The organism is Streptomonospora nanhaiensis (assembly GCF_013410565.1).
Taxonomy (GTDB): domain Bacteria; phylum Actinomycetota; class Actinomycetes; order Streptosporangiales; family Streptosporangiaceae; genus Streptomonospora; species Streptomonospora nanhaiensis.
Map to the genome: position 1 here is coordinate 749,173 of NZ_JACCFO010000001.1, position 19,689 is coordinate 768,861.

The window sequence follows — 19,689 nt, forward strand, 5'->3', positions numbered from 1 at the left end:
GTTCTCGGCGCGGCGCGGGTGCGGGGACGGGAGTCGGCGGCGGAACGGGAGTCGGCTCGGGGCGGGTCCGGGTCAGCGCGGGCCGGCGCCCGCGGGGGCGGGCATGCCCGGCATGCCCAGCGGCACGGGCGCCGCGGGCACCGGCTGCTCGCGCTCGACCTCGAAGGAGATGGTGGGGTCGGGCGCCTCGGGGGCGTTGGCGAAGGACACGAACCGGGCGAGCTTGTCGGGGTCCTCCAGGACGCCGCGCCACTCGTCGGCGTAGCCGGCGACGTGGCGGGCCATGGCCGCCTCCAGCTCCTCGGCGATGCCCAGGCTGTCCTCGACCACGACGGCGCGCAGGTGGTCCAGCCCGCCCTCCAGGTTCTCGATCCAGGCGGAGGTGCGCTGGAGGCGGTCGGCGGTGCGGATGTAGAACATCAGGAACCGGTCGATGTAGCGGATGAGGGTGTCGTCGTCGAGGTCGGAGGCCAGCAGTTCGGCGTGGCGGGGCGTGAACCCGCCGTTGCCGCCGACGTAGAGGTTCCAGCCGTGCTCGGTGGCGATGACGCCGAAGTCCTTGCCGCGCGCCTCGGCGCACTCGCGGGCGCAGCCCGAGACCGCCGACTTCAGCTTGTGCGGCGAGCGCAGGCCCCGGTAGCGCGTCTCCAGGCGGATGGCCATGCCCACCGAGTCCTGCACGCCGTAGCGGCACCAGGTGCTGCCCACGCACGACTTCACGGTGCGCAGCGCCTTGCCGTAGGCGTGGCCGGACTCGAACCCGGCCTCCACCAGGCGGCTCCAGATGGCGGGCAGCTGCTCCACGCGGGCGCCGAGCAGGTCGATGCGCTGGGCGCCGGTGATCTTGGTGTAGAGGCCGAACTCGCGGGCGACCTCGCCGATGACGATGAGCTTGTCGGGGGTGATCTCGCCGCCGGGCACGCGCGGCACCACCGAGTAGGTGCCGTTGCGCTGGATGTTGGCGAGGAAGTGGTCGTTGGTGTCCTGGAGGGCGGCCTGCTCGCCGTCGAGGATGTGGCCGCCGCCCAGGGAGGCGAGGATGGAGGCCACGGCGGGCTTGCAGATGTCGCAGCCGCGCCCGCTGCCGTGCCGGGCGATCAGCTCCGAGAAGGTGGCGATCCCGGTGGCCAGGACGATCTCCACCAGCTCGGCGCGGGAGTGGGCGAAGTGCTCGCACAGCGCGGTGGACTGCTCGATGCCGGAGTCGGCGAGCAGGTTCTTGAGCATCGGCACGCACGAGCCGCAGCTGGTGCCGGCGCGGGTGCACGCCTTGATGGCGGGGATGTCGGTGCCGCCCTCGGCGATGGCGGCGCGCACGGCGCCTTTGGTGACGGCGTTGCAGGAGCAGACCTGGGCGTCGTCGGGCAGCGCGGAGACACCGATCCCGCCGCCGGCGCCGCGTTCGGGGGCGATCAGCTCCAGGGGGTCGCCGGGCAGTTCGCGGCCCACCAGAGGGCGCAGCCCGGCGTAGGCGGAGGCGTCGCCCACCAGCACGCCGCCCAGCAGCGTGGTGGCGTCGTCGGAGACCACGAGCTTGGCGTAGCGGCGGCCGGGTGCGTCGTTGAGGACGACCTCCAGGGCGCCCTCGGTGGTGCCGTGGGCGTCGCCGAAGCTGGCGACGTCCACGCCCAGCAGCTTGAGCTTGGTGGAGGTGTCGGCGCCGGTGAAGACGGCGGCACCGCCGGCCAGGCGGTCGGCCACCACCTCGGCCATGGCGTTGCCGGGGGCGATGAGGCCGTAGACGGTGCCGTCGGCGCTGGCGCACTCGCCGACGGCGAAGACGCGGGGGTCGCTGGTGCGGCAGGCGGTGTCGACGGCCACGCCGCCGCGCGGGCCCAGCTCCAGGCCGGCGGCGCGGGCCAGGTCGTCGCGGGGGCGCACGCCCACGGAGAACACCACGATCCCGGCGTCCACGGTCAGCTGGTCGGGGCCCTCGCCCAGCAGGACCCGCAGCCCCCGCCCGCCGGGGCCGGGTTCGATCCCGGTGAGCGCGGCGGCGGTGTGCACGGTGACCCCGGTGTCGTCGATGAGGCGGCCCAGCACGGCGCCGCCGCCCTCGTCGACCTGGCGGGGCATCAGCCAGGGCGCCATCTCCACGACGTGGGGGCGCAGGCCCAGCAGCCGCAGCGCGTTGGCCGCCTCCAGGCCCAGCAGGCCGCCGCCGATGACGACGCCCTCAGCGCCCCCGCCCCCGTGGGCGGCGGTGGCGGCGCGGGCGGTGGCGGTGATGTGCTCCAGGTCCTCGATGGTGCGGTAGACGTGGCAGCCGGGGAGGTCGCGACCGGGCACCGGGGGCACGAAGGCGGTGGATCCGGTGGCCAGGACGAGGGCGTCGTAGCCGATGACGGCGCCGGCGGCGGTGGTGACGGTGCGGGCGGCGCGGTCGACGGCGGTGGCCGGCTCGCCCAGCCGCAGCTCCACCCCGGGGTGGACGGTGAGGTCGGGCAGCCGCAGGTCCTCCTCGCCGGCGCCGTCGAAGTAGGAGGACAGCGCCACGCGGTCGTAGGCCGGCCGGGGCTCCTCCCCCAGCACGACGATGTGCCACTCGCCGGCGGTGTCGCGGCTGCGGACGGCCTCCACGAGGCGGTGGCCGACCATGCCGTTTCCGATGACCACGAGCTGTCTCATGCCGGGTGCCTCTCCTCGCTCACGTGCGGGGCGCCAACCGCCGGCGGCGGGGGTGCGGGCACTGCTCGCACTCCCAGCACTGCCGCCGACGCGCTTTCAGGCAACCTGGGACGTGTTTCGCACCCGTCAGCCGTCCGTGAAGGGGATGTTTCGTTTCCCTGTCATCGCAGGTGAAGACCGCGTGAGGGGCTGGACCTGGGGTTTTGCGGCGGGGGCGAAACCCGGTGGGGCCGGGTCGGTGCGGCGGGGCCGCGGCGCGAGACCGGGAGCCTAACCGCGGCGCGGCCGCGGGGGCGGCGGGGGCGCCGCGGGTGTGTCAGGTCGGCTCCCCGCGCCGGAGCGGCGCGGCCGGGGCCGGGGCGCGCGGGGCCGTCGACCGGGAACGGGGGCGGTGCGGCGGCGGGCGCGCGGCGGGGCCGGGACTCATCCGCCCCGGCCCCGCCGCGCGCCCGCTCCGGCCGCCCTGACCGCACCGGCGGCGCCGGTTCAGCCGCCCGCGCCGGGCAGGAAGTCGTCCAGCCGCAGCGGGACGCGCCGCACCCGCACGCCGGTGGCGTGGTAGGCGGCGTTGGCCACCGCCGCCGCCGTGCCCACGATGCCGATCTCGCCGATGCCCTTGGCGCCCAGCGGATTGACCAGCGGGTCGTGCTCGTCGATCCAGTGCGCCTGGATGTCGGCCACGTCGGCGCTGGCCGCGATGTGGTACTCGGCGAAGTCGGCGTTGACGACGTGGCCGAAGCGCGGGTCCAGCACGCTCTCCTCGTGCAGCGCCATCGACAGCCCCATGGTCATGCCGCCGACGAACTGGGAGCGTGCGGTGCGCGGATTGACGATGCGCCCGGCCGCGAAGACGCCCAGCAGGCGCGGCACCCGCACCTCGCCGGTGTCGGCGTTGACGCGGACCTCGGCGAACTGGGCGCCGTAGGCGTGCATGGCGTAGTCGTCGCGGTGGGCGGCCTCGGGCAGGTCGGCCGCCGCCTCGGCGCCGGGCGGGGGGTCCTCGCCGTGGCGCGCGCGGAAGGCGGTGGCGGCGGCGTGGACCGTGGAGCCCCACGACATCATGCCGGTGGAGCCGCCCGCCAGCGACGCCAGGGGCAGCGCGCTGTCGCCCAGGCGGACCTCGACCCGGTCCAGGGGCACCTCCAGCACGTCGGCGGCGACCTGGGTGAGCGCGGTCCAGGCGCCGGTGCCGATGTCGGCGGCGCCCAGCGACACCACGTAGTGGCCGTCGCCGGTGTGGCGCACCAGGGCGCGCGAGCCGCTCACCGGCGGCACCACGGGGTAGAACGACGCCGCCACCCCGGTGCCCACCAGCCAGTCGCCCTCGCGGCGGGTGCCCGGCCGCGGGGAGCGGTCGTGCCAGCCGAAGCGGTCGGCGCCCTCGCGCAGGCAGGCGATGAGGTTGCGGGTGGAGAACGGCTTTCCGGTGGCCGGGTCGCGCTCGGGCTCGTTGCGCACCCGCACCTCGACGGGGTCCAGCCCGCAGGCCGCCGCCAGTTCGTCCATGGCGACCTCGGGCCCGAACATGCCGGGGCACTCCCCCGGCGCGCGCATCCAGGTGGGCACCGGGACGTCCAGGCGGGCGGCGCGGTGGCCCATGCGCCGGTTGGGCGCGGCGTACATCGACTTGGCGGGCCCGGCGGCCTCCTCGATGAAGTCGCCCAGGCGCGCGCTCTGCACCGTGGCGGTGACGTCGATGCCCGTCAGGCGGCCCTGGGCGTCGGCGCTCAGCCGCACCCGCTGCACGGTGGGGCTGCGGTAGCCCACCAGGCTGAACATCTGGCGCCGGGTGGCGGCCAGCTTGACCGAGCGGTGCGGCACGGCGCGGGCGCCCAGCACCGCCAGCACGGTGGGGGCGTGCAGCGGGCCCTTGGAGCCGAACCCGCCGCCCACGTAGGGCGCCACGACGCGGACCCGGCCCTGCTCCAGGCCCAGCAGTTCTGCCACGGTCTCGCGGACCATGTGGGCGCCCTGGGTGGACTCGTGCAGGGTGATGGCCTGGCCGTCCCAGCGGGCCATGGTGGAGTGCGGCTCCATGGGGTTGTTGTGCTGCATGGGGGTGGTGTAGGTCTGGTCGACCACGACCTCCCCCTCGGCGGCGCCCACGTCGCCCTGGCGGTGGTCCTCCTCGGGGGCGACCAGGTCGGTGCGGTCGCCGGAGAAGTCGGCGTCGTGGGGCAGCTGCTCGTAGGTGACGGTGACCAGCGCGGCGGCGTGCTGGGCGGCCTCGAAGGTCTCGGCGACGACCGCGGCCACCGGCTGGCCCCGGTAGTGGACCTCGGGCGACTGCAGCACGTGCAGCTCGCCGGGCTGCTGGAGCCCGGGCAGCTCGGCGTCCTCGCGCAGCCGGGGCGCGTTGCCGTGCCACAGCACCGCCAGCACGCCCGGCGCGGCCTCGGCGGCGGCGGTGTCCACCGCGGCCACCCGGCCGCGGGCGACGGTGGCCTGCACGGGCGCCAGGTAGGCGGCGTCGGCGGCCTGGTACTCGTAGGCGTAGGGCGCGGCGCCGGCGACCTTGCGGGGCCCGTCGACGCGGCGGGGGTCGGCGCCGATCGCGCCGGTGCGGGCGGTGGTCCGTTCCCCGGTGGTGCTCACCCCTGCTCCTCTCCGCGGCCGCCGGGCCCGCCGTGGCCGTCGCCGCCGAGCACCTCGGCGTGGACCTGGCGCAGGGTGGCGGTGATGGCCGAGCGGGCCAGGGCGACCTTGAACGTGTTGCCGGGCAGGGGGCGGGCCTCGGCGAGTTCGGCCTCGGCCGCCGCCGCGAAGCGCTCCTCGGTGGCGGGGCCGTCGCGCAGCGCCTCCTCGGCGCGCAGCGCCCGCCACGGCTTGTGCGCGACCCCGCCCAGGGCGATGCGGACGTCGGAGACGGCGCCGTCGGCGCCCAGCGCCATGGTCGCGGCCACCGACACCAGCGCGAAGGCGAAGGAGGCGCGGTCGCGCACCTTGCGGTAGCGGGCGTGGACGGCCATGGGCATGTCGGGCAGTTCCACGGCGGTGATGAGGTCGCCGTGGTTGAGGACGGTGTCGTGCTCGGGCGCCTCGCCGGGCAGGCGGTGCAGCCGGGCGATGGGCACGCGCCGCTCCACGGCGGCGTCCTGCACCACCACCTGGGCGTCCAGGGCGGTCAGCGCCACCGCCATGTCGGAGGGGTGGGTGGCCACGCAGTCGGGCGAGGCGCCCAGGATGGCGTGGTAGCGCTGGTAGCCGTCCAGCGCCGAGCAGCCGGTGCCGGGCTCGCGCTTGTTGCAGGGTGTGCTGGTGTCCTGGAAGTACACGCAGCGGGTGCGCTGGAGCAGGTTGCCGGCGGTGGTGGCGAGGTTGCGCAGCTGGCCCGAGGCGCCCGAGAGCAGCGCCTGGGACAGCACGGGGTAGCGGCGGCGGATGAGCGGGTGGGCGGCCAGGTCGCTGTTGCGGACGTTGGCGCCGATGCGCACCCCGCCCTCGGGCAGCGCCTCCACCTCGTCCATGGGCAGGTGGGTGATGTCGACGAGCACGTCGGGGGCCGCCACGCCCAGCTTCATGTGGTCCACGAGGTTGGTGCCGCCGCCCAGGAAGGCCGCGCCCGGATTGTCGGCGACCATGGCGGCGGCTCCGGCGGCGTCCTCGGCACGCCGGTAGGCGAAAGGGTTCATCGCCGGCCCCCTTCGGGCGCCGGGCGGGGTATGCCCGAGGCGGCCGCGGCGTGGGTGCGGCGGGCGGCGTCGCCGATGGCCGCGACGATGCCGGCGTAGGCGCCGCAGCGGCACAGGTTGCCGCTCATGCGCTCGCGGATCTCGGTGTCGTCCAGTTCGGCCACGGCGCCCTCGGCCGAGGCGCGCGGCGGGGTGGCGGCGCTGGGCCAGCCGGCGGCGGCCTCGTCCAGCATGCCCACGGCCGAGCAGATCTGGCCGGGGGTGCAGTAGCCGCACTGGAAGGCGTCGTGGTCCATGAACGCCTCCTGCATGGGGTGCAGGTCGCCGCCCTCGGCCAGGCCGGCGGCCGTGACCACCTCGGCGCCGTCGCCGGCCGCGGCCAGCACCAGGCAGGTCACGACGCGGCGGCCGTTGAGCAGGACGGTGCAGGAGCCGCACTGGCCGTGGTCGCAGCCCTTCTTGGGCGCGGTGACGCTCAGGTTCTCCCGCAGCGCGTCGAGGAGGGTGGTGCGGGTGTCCACCCGCAGCTCGTGCGTGCGTCCGTCGACGGTCAGGGTGATGTCGGCATACATGGGTTCTGTCCCGGTTGCGCGCTGCATGGTCACCCCGGTCCCATGACCCAGCGGGGCGGCGGTAAACACGCCGCCCCGCCGCCGAGGGGGCCGGGGGCGCGGCGCGGCGGCGGGGCGGGCGGGGCTTGCGGGCGGCCGCCGGGTCAGGGGGTGGGGATGGGCTCCCGCCCGTTCCAGCCCGAGAGCAGGGCGTCGACGTCGCGGGTGCAGCCGCCGCAGCCGGTGGTGGCGCGGGTGGCCCGGGCCATGGCGTCGCGGGTGCGCGCGCCGTCGAGCCAGGCGGCCTCCATGTCGTCGCGGCTGACCGCGTTGCAGCGGCACACCAGCGGCGCGGGGCCGGGCTGGTCGGCGGGCGCCTCCGGCTGGGCGCGGCCCATGAGCAGGGCGAGGCGGTCGCCGGGGACCGGGGCGCGCCCGTCGTAGAGCTGGGCGATGGCCGAGGCTGGCTCGGGCAGGCCCAGCAGCACCGCGCCCACCACGCGGTCGTCGCGCACCGACAGCTTGGCGTAGCGGCCGCCGTGGGGGTCGGCGATGGTGACGGTCTCGGCGGTGTCGTCGGCCTCGGGGTCGCCCATGGAGGTCAGCTCGATGCCCTCGGCCTTGAGCCGGGTGACGGGCCGGGCCCCGGTGTAGCGGGCGTCCAGGCGGGTGCCGGTAAGCAGGTCGGCCAGCACCGCGGCCTGCTCCCAGCCCGGCTGCACCAGTCCGCCCCCGCCGCCGGGGTGCTGGGCGCAGTCGCCGATGGCGTGCACACGGGGGTCGCTGGTGGCCAGCGTGTCGTCGACGAGCACCCCGCGGTCCACCTCGATGCCGGCGGCCTCGGCGAGTTCGGTGTTGGCGCGCACCCCGGCGGTGACGACGAGCGCGTCGCCGGCCAGCAGCCGGCCGTCGTCCAACTCCAGCCCGGTGCCGGGGATCCAGCGCGCGGCCACCCGCCAAGAGTGCACCGCCACGCCCAGCCGTGTGTAGTGGTGGGCCAGGATCTGGGCGGCGGGCTGGTCGATCTGGCGGCGCATGATCCAGGGGGCCGACTCCACCAGCGACACGCGCATGCCGCGCTCGGTCAGCGCGCGGGCGGCCTCCAGGCCCAGCACGCCGCCGCCCAGCACCACGACGGGGCCGCCGGGGCGGGCCAGCGCCGCCAGGCGGCGGCAGTCGGCCAGGTCGCGCAGCGCGGTGACGCCGGGCTCGGGCGTGCCGTCGGGCGAGGCCAGGCCCTGGACCGGGGGGAAGGCGGCGCGGGCGCCGGTGGCCAGGACGAGTTCGTCGTAGTCCAGGGCGGTGCCGTCGTCCAGGCGGACGCGGCGCCGCTCGGTGTCGAGCGTGACCGCGGCCACGCCGGTGCGCACGCTGACCGCGCCGGTCTCGGGCACGGGCAGGCGGATGTCCTCGGGGGCGTAGCGCCCGGCCAGGACGCCGGGCAGCAGGACGCGGTTGTAGGCGGGCTCGGTCTCCTCGCCCACGACGCTGACCCGCAGGCGCTCGCCCCGGGGGTCGCGGCGGGCGACCTCCTCGGCGAAGCGGGCCCCGGTCATGCCGTTGCCGATCACCACGACGTGGCGCGCGGTGTCCGTGTCAGTGACCATGGCGTGTCGGCGCGCGGTGCGGGCCGCTGCGGTGTGGCCCGGTGCGCGCGCCGCCTCCCTTCGTTGCCGCTTGCTTCGTGGGGTTACCTGCTGGGGGGCGTGCGCGGGGTCCCCGGGCGCGCGGAGGCGCGCTGCGGGGCGCGGTGGTCTCAGCCGCGGGGCGGCGCGGCGCGGGCCAGGGCGGCGCCGACGGCGTCCTGGGGTCCGGCCGGCTCCAGCCGCACGGCGCTGACCTTGAACTCGGGCATGCGGCTGGTGGGGTCCAGGGCCGCATTGGTCAGGTTGTTGGCGGCCTGGGGGCCGGCGAAGTGGAAGGGCAGGAACACGGTGTCGGTGCGGGCGCGGTCGGTGAGGCGCACCCGGGCCAGGGTGGCGCCCCGGCGCGAGACCACCCGCGCCAGCGCGCCGTCGGCCAGGCCGCTGCGCGCCCCGGTGTCGGGGTGGACCTCGACGAACGCCTCGGGTTCGGCGGCGGTCAGTTCGCCGATGCGGCGGGTTTGGGCGCCCGACTGGTAGTGGCCCATGACGCGCCCGGTGGTGGCCAGCAGCGGGTACTCGGGGTCGACGGCCTCGGCCGGCGGCCGGTGGCCCACGGCGGCGAATCGGGCGCGCCCGTCGGGGTGGGCGAAGGAGTCCAGGAACAGCCGCGGCGTGGTGGCGGCGGAGTCGGGCACCGGCCAGAACACCTCCTCGCCGGCCTCCAGGCGCTCCACGCTGACCCCGGAGTAGTCGGCGGCGCCGCCGGCCGAGGCCGCGCCCAGTTCGGCCAGCACCGCGCCGGGGTCGGCGGGGAACCGTTCGGCGGGCTGGCCCAGCCGCCGGGCAAGGCCGCCGATGACCTCCAGGTCGGTGCGCACCCCGGGCGGCGGGGTGAGCAGGGCGCGCCGGCGCAGCAGGCGGCCCTCCAGGTTGGTCATGGTGCCCTCCTCCTCGGCCCACTGGGCGACGGGCAGGACGACGTCGGCCATGGCCGCGGTTTCGGACAGCACGAAGTCGGCCGTGACCAGGAGGTCCAGGCGGGCCAGGCGGTTTCGGACGCGTTCGGAGTCGGGCGCCGAGACCGCCGGGTTGGACCCGAACACCAGCAGAGCGCGCGGCCCGCCGGGGCCCCCGAGCGCGTCGAGCAGTTCGAAGGCGCTGCGGCCGGGCCCGGGCAGGCTGCCGGGGTCCACCCCCCACACCCGGGCCACGTGGGCGCGGGCGGCGGGGTCGTCGATGCGGCGGTAGCCGGGCAGCTGGTCGGCCTTCTGGCCGTGCTCGCGCCCGCCCTGGCCGTTGCCCTGGCCGGTGATGCAGCCGTAGCCGGAGCCCACGCGGCCGGGCAGGCCCAGTGCCAGGGCCAGGTTGATCCACGCCGAGACGGTGTCGGTGCCCTTGGCGTGCTGCTCGGTGCCGCGCCCGGTGAGGACGTAGGCGCCCGAGGCGGCGGCCAGCATGCGGGCGGCGGCGCGGATGTGCTCGGCGGGCACCCCGGTGACCTGCTCGGTCTGCTCGGGCCACCAGGCGGCGGCGTGCCGCCAGGCGTCCTCGAAGCCGGTGGTGCGCGCGGCGATGTAGTCGGTGTCGAGCAGCCCCTGGGCGCGCACGGCGTGCAGCAGCCCCAGGGCCAGCGCGAGGTCGGTGCCCGGGCGCGGCGCCAGGTGCATGCCGCCGTTCTTGAGGGCCTGCTCGGCGGTGGCGGTGCGGCGGGGGTCGACCACGATGAGGCGGGGGGCGGCCAGGTGGCGCATCATCGGCGGCATGGTCTCGGCGGGGTTGGCGCCGGCCAGCAGCACGACCTCGGCCCCGGCCAGGTCGGGCAGCGGGAAGGGCAGGCCCCGGTCCAGGCCGAAGGCGCGGTTGCCGGCGGCGGCGGCCGAGGACATGCAGAACCGGCCGTTGTAGTCGATCTGGGAGGTGCCCAGCGCCACCCGGGCGAACTTGCCCAGCAGGTAGCTCTTCTCGTTGGTCAGCCCGCCGCTGCCGAAGACCGCGACCGCGTCGGCGCCGTGGCGCGCGCGCAGCGCGGCGAGCCGGTCGGCGACGTGGTCCAGCGCGGTGTCCCAGTCGACCTCGGCGAGGTCGCCGCCGCGGCGGGTGCGCAGCAGCGGCGCGGTGAGGCGCTGCGGGGAGGCCAGCAGCTCCGCCGAGGTCCAGCCCTTGCGGCACAGCCCTCCGCGGTTGGTGGGGAAGGGCGCGGGCCGGGAGGCCGGCGCCTGGCCGGGCGCGGCCTCCACGAACATCGCGCACTGCAGCGCGCAGTAGGGGCAGTGGGTCGCGCGGCTCATGGCGCCACCGGTTCGTCGGCGCCGGCCGAGGCCGCGGCGGGCCGGCGGGCGGGGGCGGCCGGGGCGCGCAGGTAGACCCGGTAGGTCACCGCCATGCAGACCAGGTAGAATACCCCGAAGGCGATGTAGGCGGGGGTGGCGCCGCCGAAGCTGAGGAAGGACTGGCGGAACACCAGGTTGATGGCGACCCCGCCCAGCGCGCCCACGGCGCCCACCAGGCCCAGCACGGCGCCGGCCACGCGCTTGGTGTGGGCCAGCACCTCCTCGCGCGGCGCGCCGGCGGCGATGCGGTTCTGGGCCTCGGCGGCGTAGATGGCCGGGATCATCTTGTAGGTGGAGCCGTTGCCGATCCCGGCGAGCACGAACAGCACCGCGAAGGCGACCGTGAACAGCCACAGCGACTGCTGGAAGCTGGCGAGCACGATCACGGCGATACCGCCGGCCATGGCGGCGAAGTTCCACAGCGTCACCCGCGCCCCGCCGAACCGGTCGGCCAGGCGGCCGCCCACCGGGCGGATCAGCGAGCCCAGCAGCGGGCCCAGGAAGGTGAGGGCGGCGGCCTCCAGCGGGGTGCGGCCGAACTGGTTCTGCAGCAGCAGGCCGTAGGCGAAGGAGAACCCGATGAAGGACCCGAAGGTGCCGATGTAGAGGAACGACATGATCCAGAAGTGGCGGTCGCGCGCGGCGGCCACCTGCGCGCCGACGTCGGCGCGCGCCCCCACCAGGTTGTCCATGCGGGTCCAGGCGATCACCGAGGCCAGCAGCAGCAGCGGCACATACAGGGCGGCCAGCAGGTAGCCCTGGCCCACGCCGAAGGCGGCGATGACCCCCAGGCCGGCCAGTTGGACGACGGCCACGCCGATGTTGCCGCCGCCGGCGTTGAGGCCCAGCGCCCAGCCCTTGTGGCGCTCGGGGAAGAACGCGTTGATGTTGGACATGGAGGAGGAGAAGTTGCCGCCGCCCAGTCCGGCGGTGGCGGCCAGCACCAGGAACAGCCAGTAGGGGGTGTCGGGGCGCTGGATGAGCACGACGGCGATCACCGTGGGCACCAGCAGGGCCGAGGCCGACACCAGGGTCCAGTTGCGGCCGCCGAACTTGGGCACGGCCAGGGTGTAGGGCACCCGCAGGACGGCGCCGACCAGGGTGACCACCGAGACCAGCAGGAACTTCTGCTCGGGGGTGTAGTCGAACCCGGTCTCGGGCGTCATGAACAGGGTGAGCACCGACCAGATGCTCCAGATGGAGAAGCCCAGGTGCTCGGCGAGGATCGACGCCCACAGGTTGCGGTTGGCGATCCTGCGCCCGGAGGCGGCCCAGAAGCCGGTGTCCTCGGGGTCCCAGTCGGCGATCCAGCGTCCGCGGGCGCGGTGCGGTGTCGGCGTGTGCGGTGAGGTCACGACCCGGCCTTCCTCGATCGAGGGCGACTCATGGAAACGCCAACGACGTTAGGTAGCCGGGGTTGCCGGTGCGTATCTTTCGGTAACACCCGGGAAACGGAGACCTCACGGCGGCGCCGGGCGCGCGGTGAGGTCCAGGTCAGGCCGGGTGCGGGGCGGGTGGGCCGGGTGGGGCGGGTGGGAAGCCGCGGGGCGGCCCGCGCCGCCGCGCAGACCGCCCTGGTGGCCAGGTCGTCCCCGCGGCGGCGGGGTCAGCGCGCGGCGGCGCGCCCGGCCGCGCGCCGGCGCACCAGCACGCCGTGGCGCGGCGCGAACAGGTAGGCCAGCGCGAACACCACCGCCTGGGCGACCACCACGGCCCCGCCGGTGGCGATGTCGGCGTAGAAGCTGACATAGGTGCCCACCACCGAGGCGCCCACCGAGACCGCCGCGGCGATGGCCAGCATCCGCTCGAAGCGGTCGGTGAGCAGGTAGGCGGTGGAGCCGGGGATGACCAGCATGGCCACCACCAGGATGATGCCCACGGCCTGCAGGGCGATCACCACGGTGACCGACAGCAGGCCCAGCAGCAGCGCCTCCAGGCGGCGCGGGCTGAGCCCGATGGCGTGGGCGTGGACGGGGTCGAAGGCGTAGAGGGTGAGGTCGCGGTGCTTGAGCAGCACCACGGCCGTGGTCAGCGCCGCCATCACCAGCACCTGGGCGATCTCGCCGTCGGAGACCCCCAGCACGTTGCCGAAGAGGATGTGCATGAGGTCGGTCTCGGAGGGGACGCGGGAGATGAGCACGACCCCCACGGCGAACATCGCGGTGAACACGATGCCGATGGCGGCGTCCTCCTTGACCCGGGAGGTGCGGTTGACCACGCCGATGAGGGCCACCGACCCGGCGCCGAAGACCAGCGCGCCCAGGGCGAAGGGGAGTCCCAGCAGGTAGGACAGCACCACGCCGGGCAGGACGGCGTGGGAGACGGCGTCGCCCAGCAGCGACCAGCCGGTCAGCGTCATCCAGCACGACAGCAGCGCGCACACGCCGCCGGCCACGGCGCTGACCAGCAGCGCGCGCACCATGAAGTCGAACTGGAGAGGCACGGTGACCCACTCGATCAGACCGGACACGGCGTGCTCCCCAGGGCTGCGGCCGGCCCCGCGGTGGCGGAGTCGGGAGGCGGTTCGGCGGCGGGCGTGCCGGCGCGGGCGCCGACGGTGCGGGGGGCGGGGGTGCGGCGGTTCACGCGGCGCGGCCCTCCTCGGCGGCGGGCGCGGGGCCGGCGCCGAAGGCCGACATCAGCCGTTCGGGCGTCAGCACCTCCTCGGGGGTGCCGTGGGCGACCACGCGGCGCTGCAGCAGCACCGCCTCGTCGCACCACCGGGGCACCCCGGCCAGGTCGTGGGTGGAGACGAGCAGGGTGTGGCCCTCGTCGCGCATGGCGGACAGGACCTCGATGATGGTGGCCTCGGAGGGCCGGTCCACCCCGGCGAAGGGCTCGTCGAGGAGGAACACCTGGGCGCCCTGGGCGATCCCGCGCGCCACGAACGCGCGCTTGCGCTGGCCGCCGGAGAGCGCGCCGATCTGGCGGTGGGCCAGGCCGGTGAGCCCGGTGCGCTCCAGGGCGGCCTCGACGGCCTCGCGGTCGGCGCGGCGCGGGCGGCGCAGCGGCCCCATGCGGCCGTAGCGGCCCATCATGACCACGTCGACCACGCGCACCGGGAACGCCCAGTCGACCTGCTCGGACTGGGGCACATAGCCCAGCAGGCCCGCGCGGCGGGCGGCGGCGGGGGTGCGGCCCAGCACGCGCACGGTGCCGCGCGCGGCGGGGGCAAGGCCCAGGACGGTGCGCAGCAGGGTGGACTTGCCCGAGCCGTTGGTGCCCAGCAGGGCGCACAGCCGGCCCTGGGTGAGGCGCAGGCGGACGTCGTCGAGGGCCAGGACGTCGCCGTAGCGCACGGTGGCGCCCTCCACCTCCACGGCCGGCGGCGGGGGTGCGGTCTGCGGTCCGGGGACGCTGCTCACAGGGTCTCCTCTCGGGTGAGGCCGTCGGCGATGGCCTCGGTGTCGTGGCGCAGCAGGTCCAGGTAGGTGGGCACGGGGCCGTCGGGCCCCGACAGGGAGTCGACGTAGAGGGGGCGGCCCAGCCGCGCGCCGGTCTCGGCGGCGACCCGGCGCTGGGCGCCGTCGTTGACGGTGGACTCGCAGAAGACGGTGGGGACGTCGCGGGCGGAGACGAACTCCACCGCGGCGGCGACCTGCTGGGGGGTGCCCTCGTTGTCGGCGTTGACCGGCCACAGGTAGCGCTCGGCCAGGCCGGCGTCGCGCGCCAGGTAGGAGAAGGCGCCCTCGCAGGTGACCAGGGCGCGGCGGTCGGGGGGCACCTGTTCCAGGTCGGCGCGCAGGTCCTCGCCGATGGCGCGGATCCGCTCCTTGTAGTCGGCGGCGTTGGCGGCGTAGTCGCGGGCGTGGGCGGGGTCGAGGTCGCTGAGGGCGGCGGCGATGTTGTCGACGTAGACCAGGGCGTTGTCCGGCGACATCCAGGCGTGGGGGTTGGGCGCGCCCCGGTGGGCGCCCGCGGCGATGGGGATGGTCTCGACGCCCTCGCTCAGGGTGGCGGTGGGCGCCTCGACGCGTTCGCTGAACTGCGCCAGCCAGCCCTCCAGGCCCAGGCCGTTGTCCAGCAGCAGGTCGGCGCCGGCGCCGCGGACGAGGTCGCTGGGGGTGGGTTCGTAGGTGTGGATTTCGGCGCCGGGGCGGGTAACGGACTCCACGCGGATGTGCCCGCCGGCGACGTTGCGGGTCATGTCGGCCAGGACGGTGAAGGTGGTCAGGACGGCGGGGCGGCCGTCGTCGTGGACGCCGTCGGGGCCGGCGCAGGCGCCCGCCGCCAGAAGGGCGGCGGCCGCGGCCAGCGCGGTGGCGTACCGAGTTGAAGCGCGGCGATCTCTCAAGTTCGGCACGCCTAACTACTACCATAGGCGCGCCGATCCATACATGGCGGACAGGTGCGGTTGCTCCCGGTGCGCGTCCCCGCCCCCGCGACACGGCGCCCCCGCGCCCGGCGCCGCCTCGCGGGCGGCCCGGGCGCGGGGGCGCCGGGGTGGTGCGGGCGCGCCGCTCGGGCGGCGCGGGCGGGACCGGGGTCCGGGGCTACTCGGCCTCGCCCTCGACCGCGGCGGCGAGGTCGCCGGTGTAGTCCTCCAGGACCCAGGGCAGGGTCAGCGGGTTGGGGGTGGAGATGGCCATGGCGGTGGCGGGGTCGTCGTAGGCGACGTAGCCGCCGTTGCGCACGGCGTCGATCTGCTGGAAGACCGGGTTCTCCTCCAGCCTCTCGCGCTCCTCGGGCGTGTTGTACCACATGACCAGCACGTCAGCGTCGATGTCCTCGGCCTTCTCCATGCTGAGGGTGCCGTAGAACTGGCCGTCGGGGACGGTGATGTCGTCGAGGAAGCCCGCGGGCGCGAAGCCGAGCCGCTCCATGAGGACCGAGCGGGCGTCCTGCTCGACGTAGAAGCCGAACTCGTTGGTGTCGGGCACCACCGAGCCCACCGCGAAGGTGGTGCCGGCGAACTCGGGGTGGGCCTCGGCCGCGTCCTCGACCCGGGCGGCGGTCTCCTCGGCGAGGTCCTGGGCCTCCTGCTCCATGCCCACGGCCCGGCCGATGGCCAGGGTCTGGTCCTGCCAGTCGGTCATCCAGGGCTGGTCGAGGTAGGGGACGGTGGGGGCGACCTGGGAGAGCTGCTCGTACTCCGACTCCTCCATGCCCGACTGCACGCCCAGGACGAGGTCGGGGCGCAGGTTGGCGACCTGCTCGGCGGAGATGCCGTCGTCGGTGTTGATCAGCTCGGGCTTGTCGGCGTCCAACTCCTCCAGCTTCTCCAGGTCCCAGGGGAGGTAGCCGTCCTTGTCGCCGGCGTAGGTGGAGGCGGTCATGCCCACCGGGACGATGCCCAGCTCCAGCAGGGTGGCCTCGTCGGACCAGCCCACGGTGACGATGCGCTCGGGCTTCTCCGTGATCTCGGTGGATCCGTAGGCGTGCTCGATGGTGACCGGGGTCCAGTCGCCGCCGGAGGCGCCGTCCTCGGTGTCGGCGGGGGCGCCGCAGCCGGCGGCGGCGAGCGCCGCGGCGGCCGCCAGGGCGAGGCGCGAGGTCAGGGCCGGGGCCCGGAGGGGCGAGCGCATGGGTGGGTGTACCTCTTCTGATCAGGAATGACAACCGCCGCTTCGACGGCAAGGCAAGGCTACCCTAACCACCCGAAGGCCACGGCGCCACCCCCGCCCCCGCCTTACCACCCGCCTCCTTCCCGCGGGCCCGCCCGCGCGCCGCCGGGCCGGGCGGGGGCGCGGCGCTTCAGCGCAGGGAGGGGTGGCCGCCGGTGTCGGAGCGCGAGCGGCGCGGGGACGCGGCCGACGCGCCCGCGCGTGCCACCCGCGCGCACGCGTCCTCCCAGGCGCGCAGCCGCGCGGGCGCGCTGGTGCCGCAGCCGCGCACGAACGCCAGCACGTTGACCGGGGTCGGCTCGGCCTCGCCCAGCAGCAGGTTGCGCAGGGTGCTGTGCGAGCGCGAGCGGTGCTTGAGGGGGTCGGCGCCACCGGGCAGGCGCCCGCTGAGGCGCTCCATCTCGCGGTAGGAGGGCCGGCCAGCCGAAACCCGCAGCAGCCGCAGCGCCTCGATCAGCTCCTCGCGGGTGCGCACGGTGCGGGGGTCGGCGGCGGGGAAGGCGCCCACGCCGTCCAACTCCTCCCACTCCTCGCCCTCGGGCGGGGCGGTGGCCTCGCGGACCTCGCGCGGGCGCTCGCGGCGGGCCCGGCGGCCGCGCCGGCGGGGGTCCTCGGCGGCGGGGCGGGGCGGACGCGGGCGGCCCGCGGCGGCGGGGTCGTCGCGCCCGGGGGCCCCGGCGCGCCCGGTGGCGAACTCGGCGTGCAGGCCGCCGCTGTAGAGCAGCAGCGCGGCCAGCAGGTCCCAGCCGTGGCCGGCGCGCGCCAGCGCGGCGTCGAGCGCGCCGGCGTCGTCGCGGACCAGCGCCGCCACCACGTCGTCGGGCACCCCCAGGCGAGCCGCGGCCGGGCGCACCTGGTGCTCCTCGACCGAGGAGGTGCCCAGGACGATGAAGACCATGGCCCGCAGCCGCTGCTGGGCGCTGTAGCGCGGCAGGGGGTAGACCTGGTCGAGGATCTGGCAGACCACCGTGGGCGATCCGCCCCAGACGTCGCCCGCCATGCGCTAGGGCCGCGCGGTGCGGCGGGCGCCGTGGGCGCGGCGGGCGGCTCCCCGGGGCCCTCCGCCCGCGCGTGGCGCGGGCGCCGCAGCGGCGGGGGCCGGGCCGCTGGGGGTCACTCGGGGTCCAGGTTCCATCGGGGCTCCATTCGGGTCTTCCAACGTTTTCTCGGACACGCCGAAACCAGCGCGCGCGGAAGCGGGGAGCGAGGCGGTCCGCCGCCGGGGGCTGTCGGCCGCTCGCCGAAGAGCTTGCAGAGCACTATGCCACTTCGGGGGCGCGCATAGCGCCGCGGCCGGGGTCCGAATTGTCACCACCGCTCCGGCCCGCGCGGCCCGCAGCGGCGACCTGCGGTTTTGCACGCGTTTCAGCACGCAACCGAACGCGCGGGAAATGTCATTTCGCCGTAGGCGGCGGGATTCACGTGCATTTGTGTTTACGCGGGCGAGCACGGCCGCGCGCCGGCCGCGTTTTCCGCCGCGCCATTGGCGGCGCGCCGTCCGGCAACGGCGCCCGCGCCCCGGCGCGCACGGGCGGGCGCGCGCGGCTCCGCGCCGGCGGCCGAGTGCGGACTGCGGACTGCGGAGCGGACGCGCCGGCTTTCGGCGGCGTGCGGCGCCGGGAGCCGGCCTTGCGGCCCGGGGCGGATTTCGCCCGGCCGCCGGAGGGGCAGCCGGTTTACCTGTGCGTTGACCGCAAACGGCCAGTTCACCCCCCTTGCCGCAAAAGGACACATCCGTAGGGTTGCGTTTACTCGGAATTCACAATTAACAAATACGCCATACCAGCGAAAACACCGACATTCAGGACAACGGACCATGATCGAACACTTCGCCTACGGGTGGACCACCCCCGCGATCGCCTACGCCGTCTCCTTCGTCGGCTCGCTGGTGGGCCTGCAGGCCGCCGCCCGCGCCCGCCGCGCCGCCGGCGGCTCCCGCCTGGCCTGGGTGCTGCTGGGCGCGGTCTGCCTGGGCGCCGCCGCCATCTGGGCCATGCACTTCATCGCCATGATGGGGTTCTCCGTCCACGCCACCGCCCTGCGCTACAACGTCGTGCTCACCGTGCTCAGCGGCGTCGTCGCCATCGCCGTGGTGGCCGTGGGCCTGCTGCTGACCGTGGTGCGCCCCGGCTGGACCAGCGTGCTCAGCGGCGGGGCCGTGATGGGCGGCGGCGTGGTGGCCATGCACTACATGGGCATGGCCGCCGTCCAGATGCACGCCGAGACCGCCTACGACCCCCTGCACGTCGCGGCCTCGGCCGCCATCGCCGTGGCGGCCTCCACCGTGGCGCTGCTGTTCGCCATCCGCCTGGAGGGCACCTGGGCGCTGGCCGGCGCCGCGCTGGTCATGGCCGCCGCGGTCTCGGCGATGCACTACACCGCCATGCTGGGCACCAGCGTGCACCACCTGCCCGAGGACCCCTTCGCGGAGCCGCCCGCCGGCGCGACCATGATGGACTTCTTCCTGCCGATGTTCGTGGGGCTGGGCTTGCTGCTGATGATCGTCTCGCTGATACTGATGCTCTCGCCGCGCGACGGCGCCGCGGACCGCGCCCCGCACCGCCGCCCCGCGCCCTCCCCCGCCTCGGACTCGGTGTTCACCAAAAGGACCTGAATGACCCACGCCGACCTGCGCCGGGCCCTGGACGACGCGGGCGGCGTCAACCCCTTCTTCGCGGTGCCCGAGGCCCCCGCCGCCGGCGGCTGGGCCCCGCTGCCCGACCTGTGGCGGCGTCCGGGCCTGCTGGCCGCCGAGGTCGCCGCCGTGCGCGCCCGGCTCGCGGCGGGCCGCCCGGTCGCGGTCGTCGAGGTCCGCGTCGCGGCCTCCCTGCTGTTCCAGAGCCTGGCCTCGCGGCTGCTGTCCCCCGCCGCGGCCACCGCGCTGTCCCACGGCCTGCTGGCCCCGCCCGAGGCGCTGCGCTGGCGGCCGGCCCGTCCCGCCGGGCTCGCCCTGGCCCTGGCGGCCGGGGCCCGACCCGTTCCGGTGGCGGAGCGCACCCCGCGGGCCGCCGCCGAGGCGGTGGCCCGCCACGTGGTGGCCGGCGCGCTGGCCCCGGCCGCCGACGCGCTGCGCGCCCAGGTGCGCCTGGCGCCCCGGCTGCTCTACGGCAACGCCGCCTCGTCGCTGGCCGGGACCGTGCTGGCCCTGGCCCGCGCCCGCCCGCCCCTGGCCGCCGACGCGTTCGCGCTGGGCCGCGCCCTGCTGGCCCGCCCGCCGCTGGCCGGCCTGGGCTCCTTCACCGGCACCGGCCCCGCCCAGGCGGCGTTCACCCGCACCACCTGCTGCCTGTACTACCGGCTGCCCGGCGGCGGCTACTGCGGCGACTGCGCGGTGGCCGCCCGCCGCACGCGCTGAGCGGCCTGCGGGGTCCTTAACCCGGTGCGGCCCGGCGGTTGCC

14 protein-coding genes are annotated in these 19,689 nt (G+C 76.0%); 2 read left to right on the forward strand and 12 right to left on the reverse strand.

Annotation, left to right across the window (positions count from 1 at the left end; genetic code table 11):
- Positions 1-72 precede the first annotated feature (72 nt).
- From nirB to HNR12_RS03295, 12 genes are all read right to left on the reverse strand, one after another.
- Complete coding sequence (gene nirB, locus HNR12_RS03240) at positions 73-2,628, reverse strand: nitrite reductase large subunit NirB (protein ID WP_179766040.1); 2,556 nt, start codon at positions 2,626-2,628, stop codon at positions 73-75.
- Between the two features lie 486 nt (positions 2,629-3,114).
- A complete protein-coding gene (locus HNR12_RS03245; protein WP_179766041.1) occupies positions 3,115-5,223 on the reverse strand; it encodes a xanthine dehydrogenase family protein molybdopterin-binding subunit in 2,109 nt (702 codons plus the stop codon).
- Positions 5,220-6,260 carry an FAD binding domain-containing protein gene (locus HNR12_RS03250; protein ID WP_179766042.1) on the reverse strand — a complete coding sequence of 347 codons (1,041 nt, stop codon included), beginning with the start codon at positions 6,258-6,260 and terminating at the stop codon, positions 5,220-5,222. Before HNR12_RS03250 ends, HNR12_RS03245 begins: the two co-directional genes overlap by 4 nt.
- Positions 6,257-6,832, reverse strand: a complete 576-nt coding sequence (locus HNR12_RS03255; protein WP_179766043.1) for a 2Fe-2S iron-sulfur cluster-binding protein — start codon at positions 6,830-6,832, stop codon at positions 6,257-6,259. The genes HNR12_RS03250 and HNR12_RS03255 overlap by 4 nt, the downstream gene beginning before the upstream one ends.
- Before the next feature lie 143 nt (positions 6,833-6,975).
- A complete protein-coding gene (locus tag HNR12_RS03260) occupies positions 6,976-8,418 on the reverse strand; it encodes an FAD-dependent oxidoreductase (RefSeq protein WP_179766044.1) in 1,443 nt (480 codons plus the stop codon).
- A 149-nt stretch (positions 8,419-8,567) separates the two neighbouring features.
- Positions 8,568-10,685: a molybdopterin oxidoreductase family protein gene (locus HNR12_RS03265; protein WP_179766045.1), complete on the reverse strand. Its 2,118-nt coding sequence runs from the start codon at positions 10,683-10,685 to the stop codon at positions 8,568-8,570.
- Positions 10,682-12,082 carry an MFS transporter gene (locus HNR12_RS03270; protein ID WP_179766046.1) on the reverse strand — a complete coding sequence of 467 codons (1,401 nt, stop codon included), beginning with the start codon at positions 12,080-12,082 and terminating at the stop codon, positions 10,682-10,684. The genes HNR12_RS03265 and HNR12_RS03270 overlap by 4 nt, the downstream gene beginning before the upstream one ends.
- Before the next feature lie 251 nt (positions 12,083-12,333).
- Positions 12,334-13,149 (reverse strand): metal ABC transporter permease, encoded by an 816-nt coding sequence (locus HNR12_RS03275; RefSeq protein ID WP_179770371.1) that lies wholly within the window; start codon positions 13,147-13,149, stop codon positions 12,334-12,336.
- Between the two features lie 160 nt (positions 13,150-13,309).
- Positions 13,310-14,092 (reverse strand): metal ABC transporter ATP-binding protein, encoded by a 783-nt coding sequence (locus tag HNR12_RS03280; RefSeq protein WP_179766047.1) that lies wholly within the window; start codon positions 14,090-14,092, stop codon positions 13,310-13,312.
- Positions 14,089-15,030, reverse strand: coding sequence for a metal ABC transporter substrate-binding protein (locus tag HNR12_RS03285; protein WP_179766048.1), 942 nt, complete (start codon positions 15,028-15,030; stop codon positions 14,089-14,091). The genes HNR12_RS03280 and HNR12_RS03285 overlap by 4 nt, the downstream gene beginning before the upstream one ends.
- Positions 15,031-15,220: 190 nt before the next feature.
- Positions 15,221-16,252 (reverse strand): iron-siderophore ABC transporter substrate-binding protein, encoded by a 1,032-nt coding sequence (locus HNR12_RS03290; RefSeq protein ID WP_179766049.1) that lies wholly within the window; start codon positions 16,250-16,252, stop codon positions 15,221-15,223.
- Between the two features lie 169 nt (positions 16,253-16,421).
- Complete coding sequence (locus HNR12_RS03295) at positions 16,422-17,291, reverse strand: hypothetical protein (RefSeq protein WP_179766050.1); 870 nt, start codon at positions 17,289-17,291, stop codon at positions 16,422-16,424.
- Between the two features lie 816 nt (positions 17,292-18,107).
- Between HNR12_RS03295 and HNR12_RS03300 the strand changes: the two genes are divergently transcribed.
- Positions 18,108-18,905, forward strand: coding sequence for an MHYT domain-containing protein (locus tag HNR12_RS03300; protein WP_179766051.1), 798 nt, complete (start codon positions 18,108-18,110; stop codon positions 18,903-18,905).
- Positions 18,906-19,646 carry a (2Fe-2S)-binding protein gene (locus HNR12_RS03305; protein WP_179766052.1) on the forward strand — a complete coding sequence of 247 codons (741 nt, stop codon included), beginning with the start codon at positions 18,906-18,908 and terminating at the stop codon, positions 19,644-19,646.
- The last annotated feature ends 43 nt before the right edge of the window (positions 19,647-19,689 follow it).

Coding starts and splice junctions, on each gene's coding strand:
- nirB (WP_179766040.1), bottom strand. CDS start 2,628: ATGAGACAGCTCGTGGTCATCGGAAACGGCATGGTCGGCCACCGCCTC.
- HNR12_RS03250 (WP_179766042.1), bottom strand. CDS start 6,260: ATGAACCCTTTCGCCTACCGGCGTGCCGAGGACGCCGCCGGAGCCGCC.
- HNR12_RS03255 (WP_179766043.1), bottom strand. CDS start 6,832: ATGTATGCCGACATCACCCTGACCGTCGACGGACGCACGCACGAGCTG.
- HNR12_RS03260 (WP_179766044.1), bottom strand. CDS start 8,418: ATGGTCACTGACACGGACACCGCGCGCCACGTCGTGGTGATCGGCAAC.
- HNR12_RS03265 (WP_179766045.1), bottom strand. CDS start 10,685: ATGAGCCGCGCGACCCACTGCCCCTACTGCGCGCTGCAGTGCGCGATG.
- HNR12_RS03275 (WP_179770371.1), bottom strand. CDS start 13,149: ATGGTGCGCGCGCTGCTGGTCAGCGCCGTGGCCGGCGGCGTGTGCGCG.
- HNR12_RS03290 (WP_179766049.1), bottom strand. CDS start 16,252: ATGCGCTCGCCCCTCCGGGCCCCGGCCCTGACCTCGCGCCTCGCCCTG.
- HNR12_RS03295 (WP_179766050.1), bottom strand. CDS start 17,291: ATGGCGGGCGACGTCTGGGGCGGATCGCCCACGGTGGTCTGCCAGATC.
- HNR12_RS03300 (WP_179766051.1), top strand. CDS start 18,108: ATGATCGAACACTTCGCCTACGGGTGGACCACCCCCGCGATCGCCTAC.
- HNR12_RS03305 (WP_179766052.1), top strand. CDS start 18,906: ATGACCCACGCCGACCTGCGCCGGGCCCTGGACGACGCGGGCGGCGTC.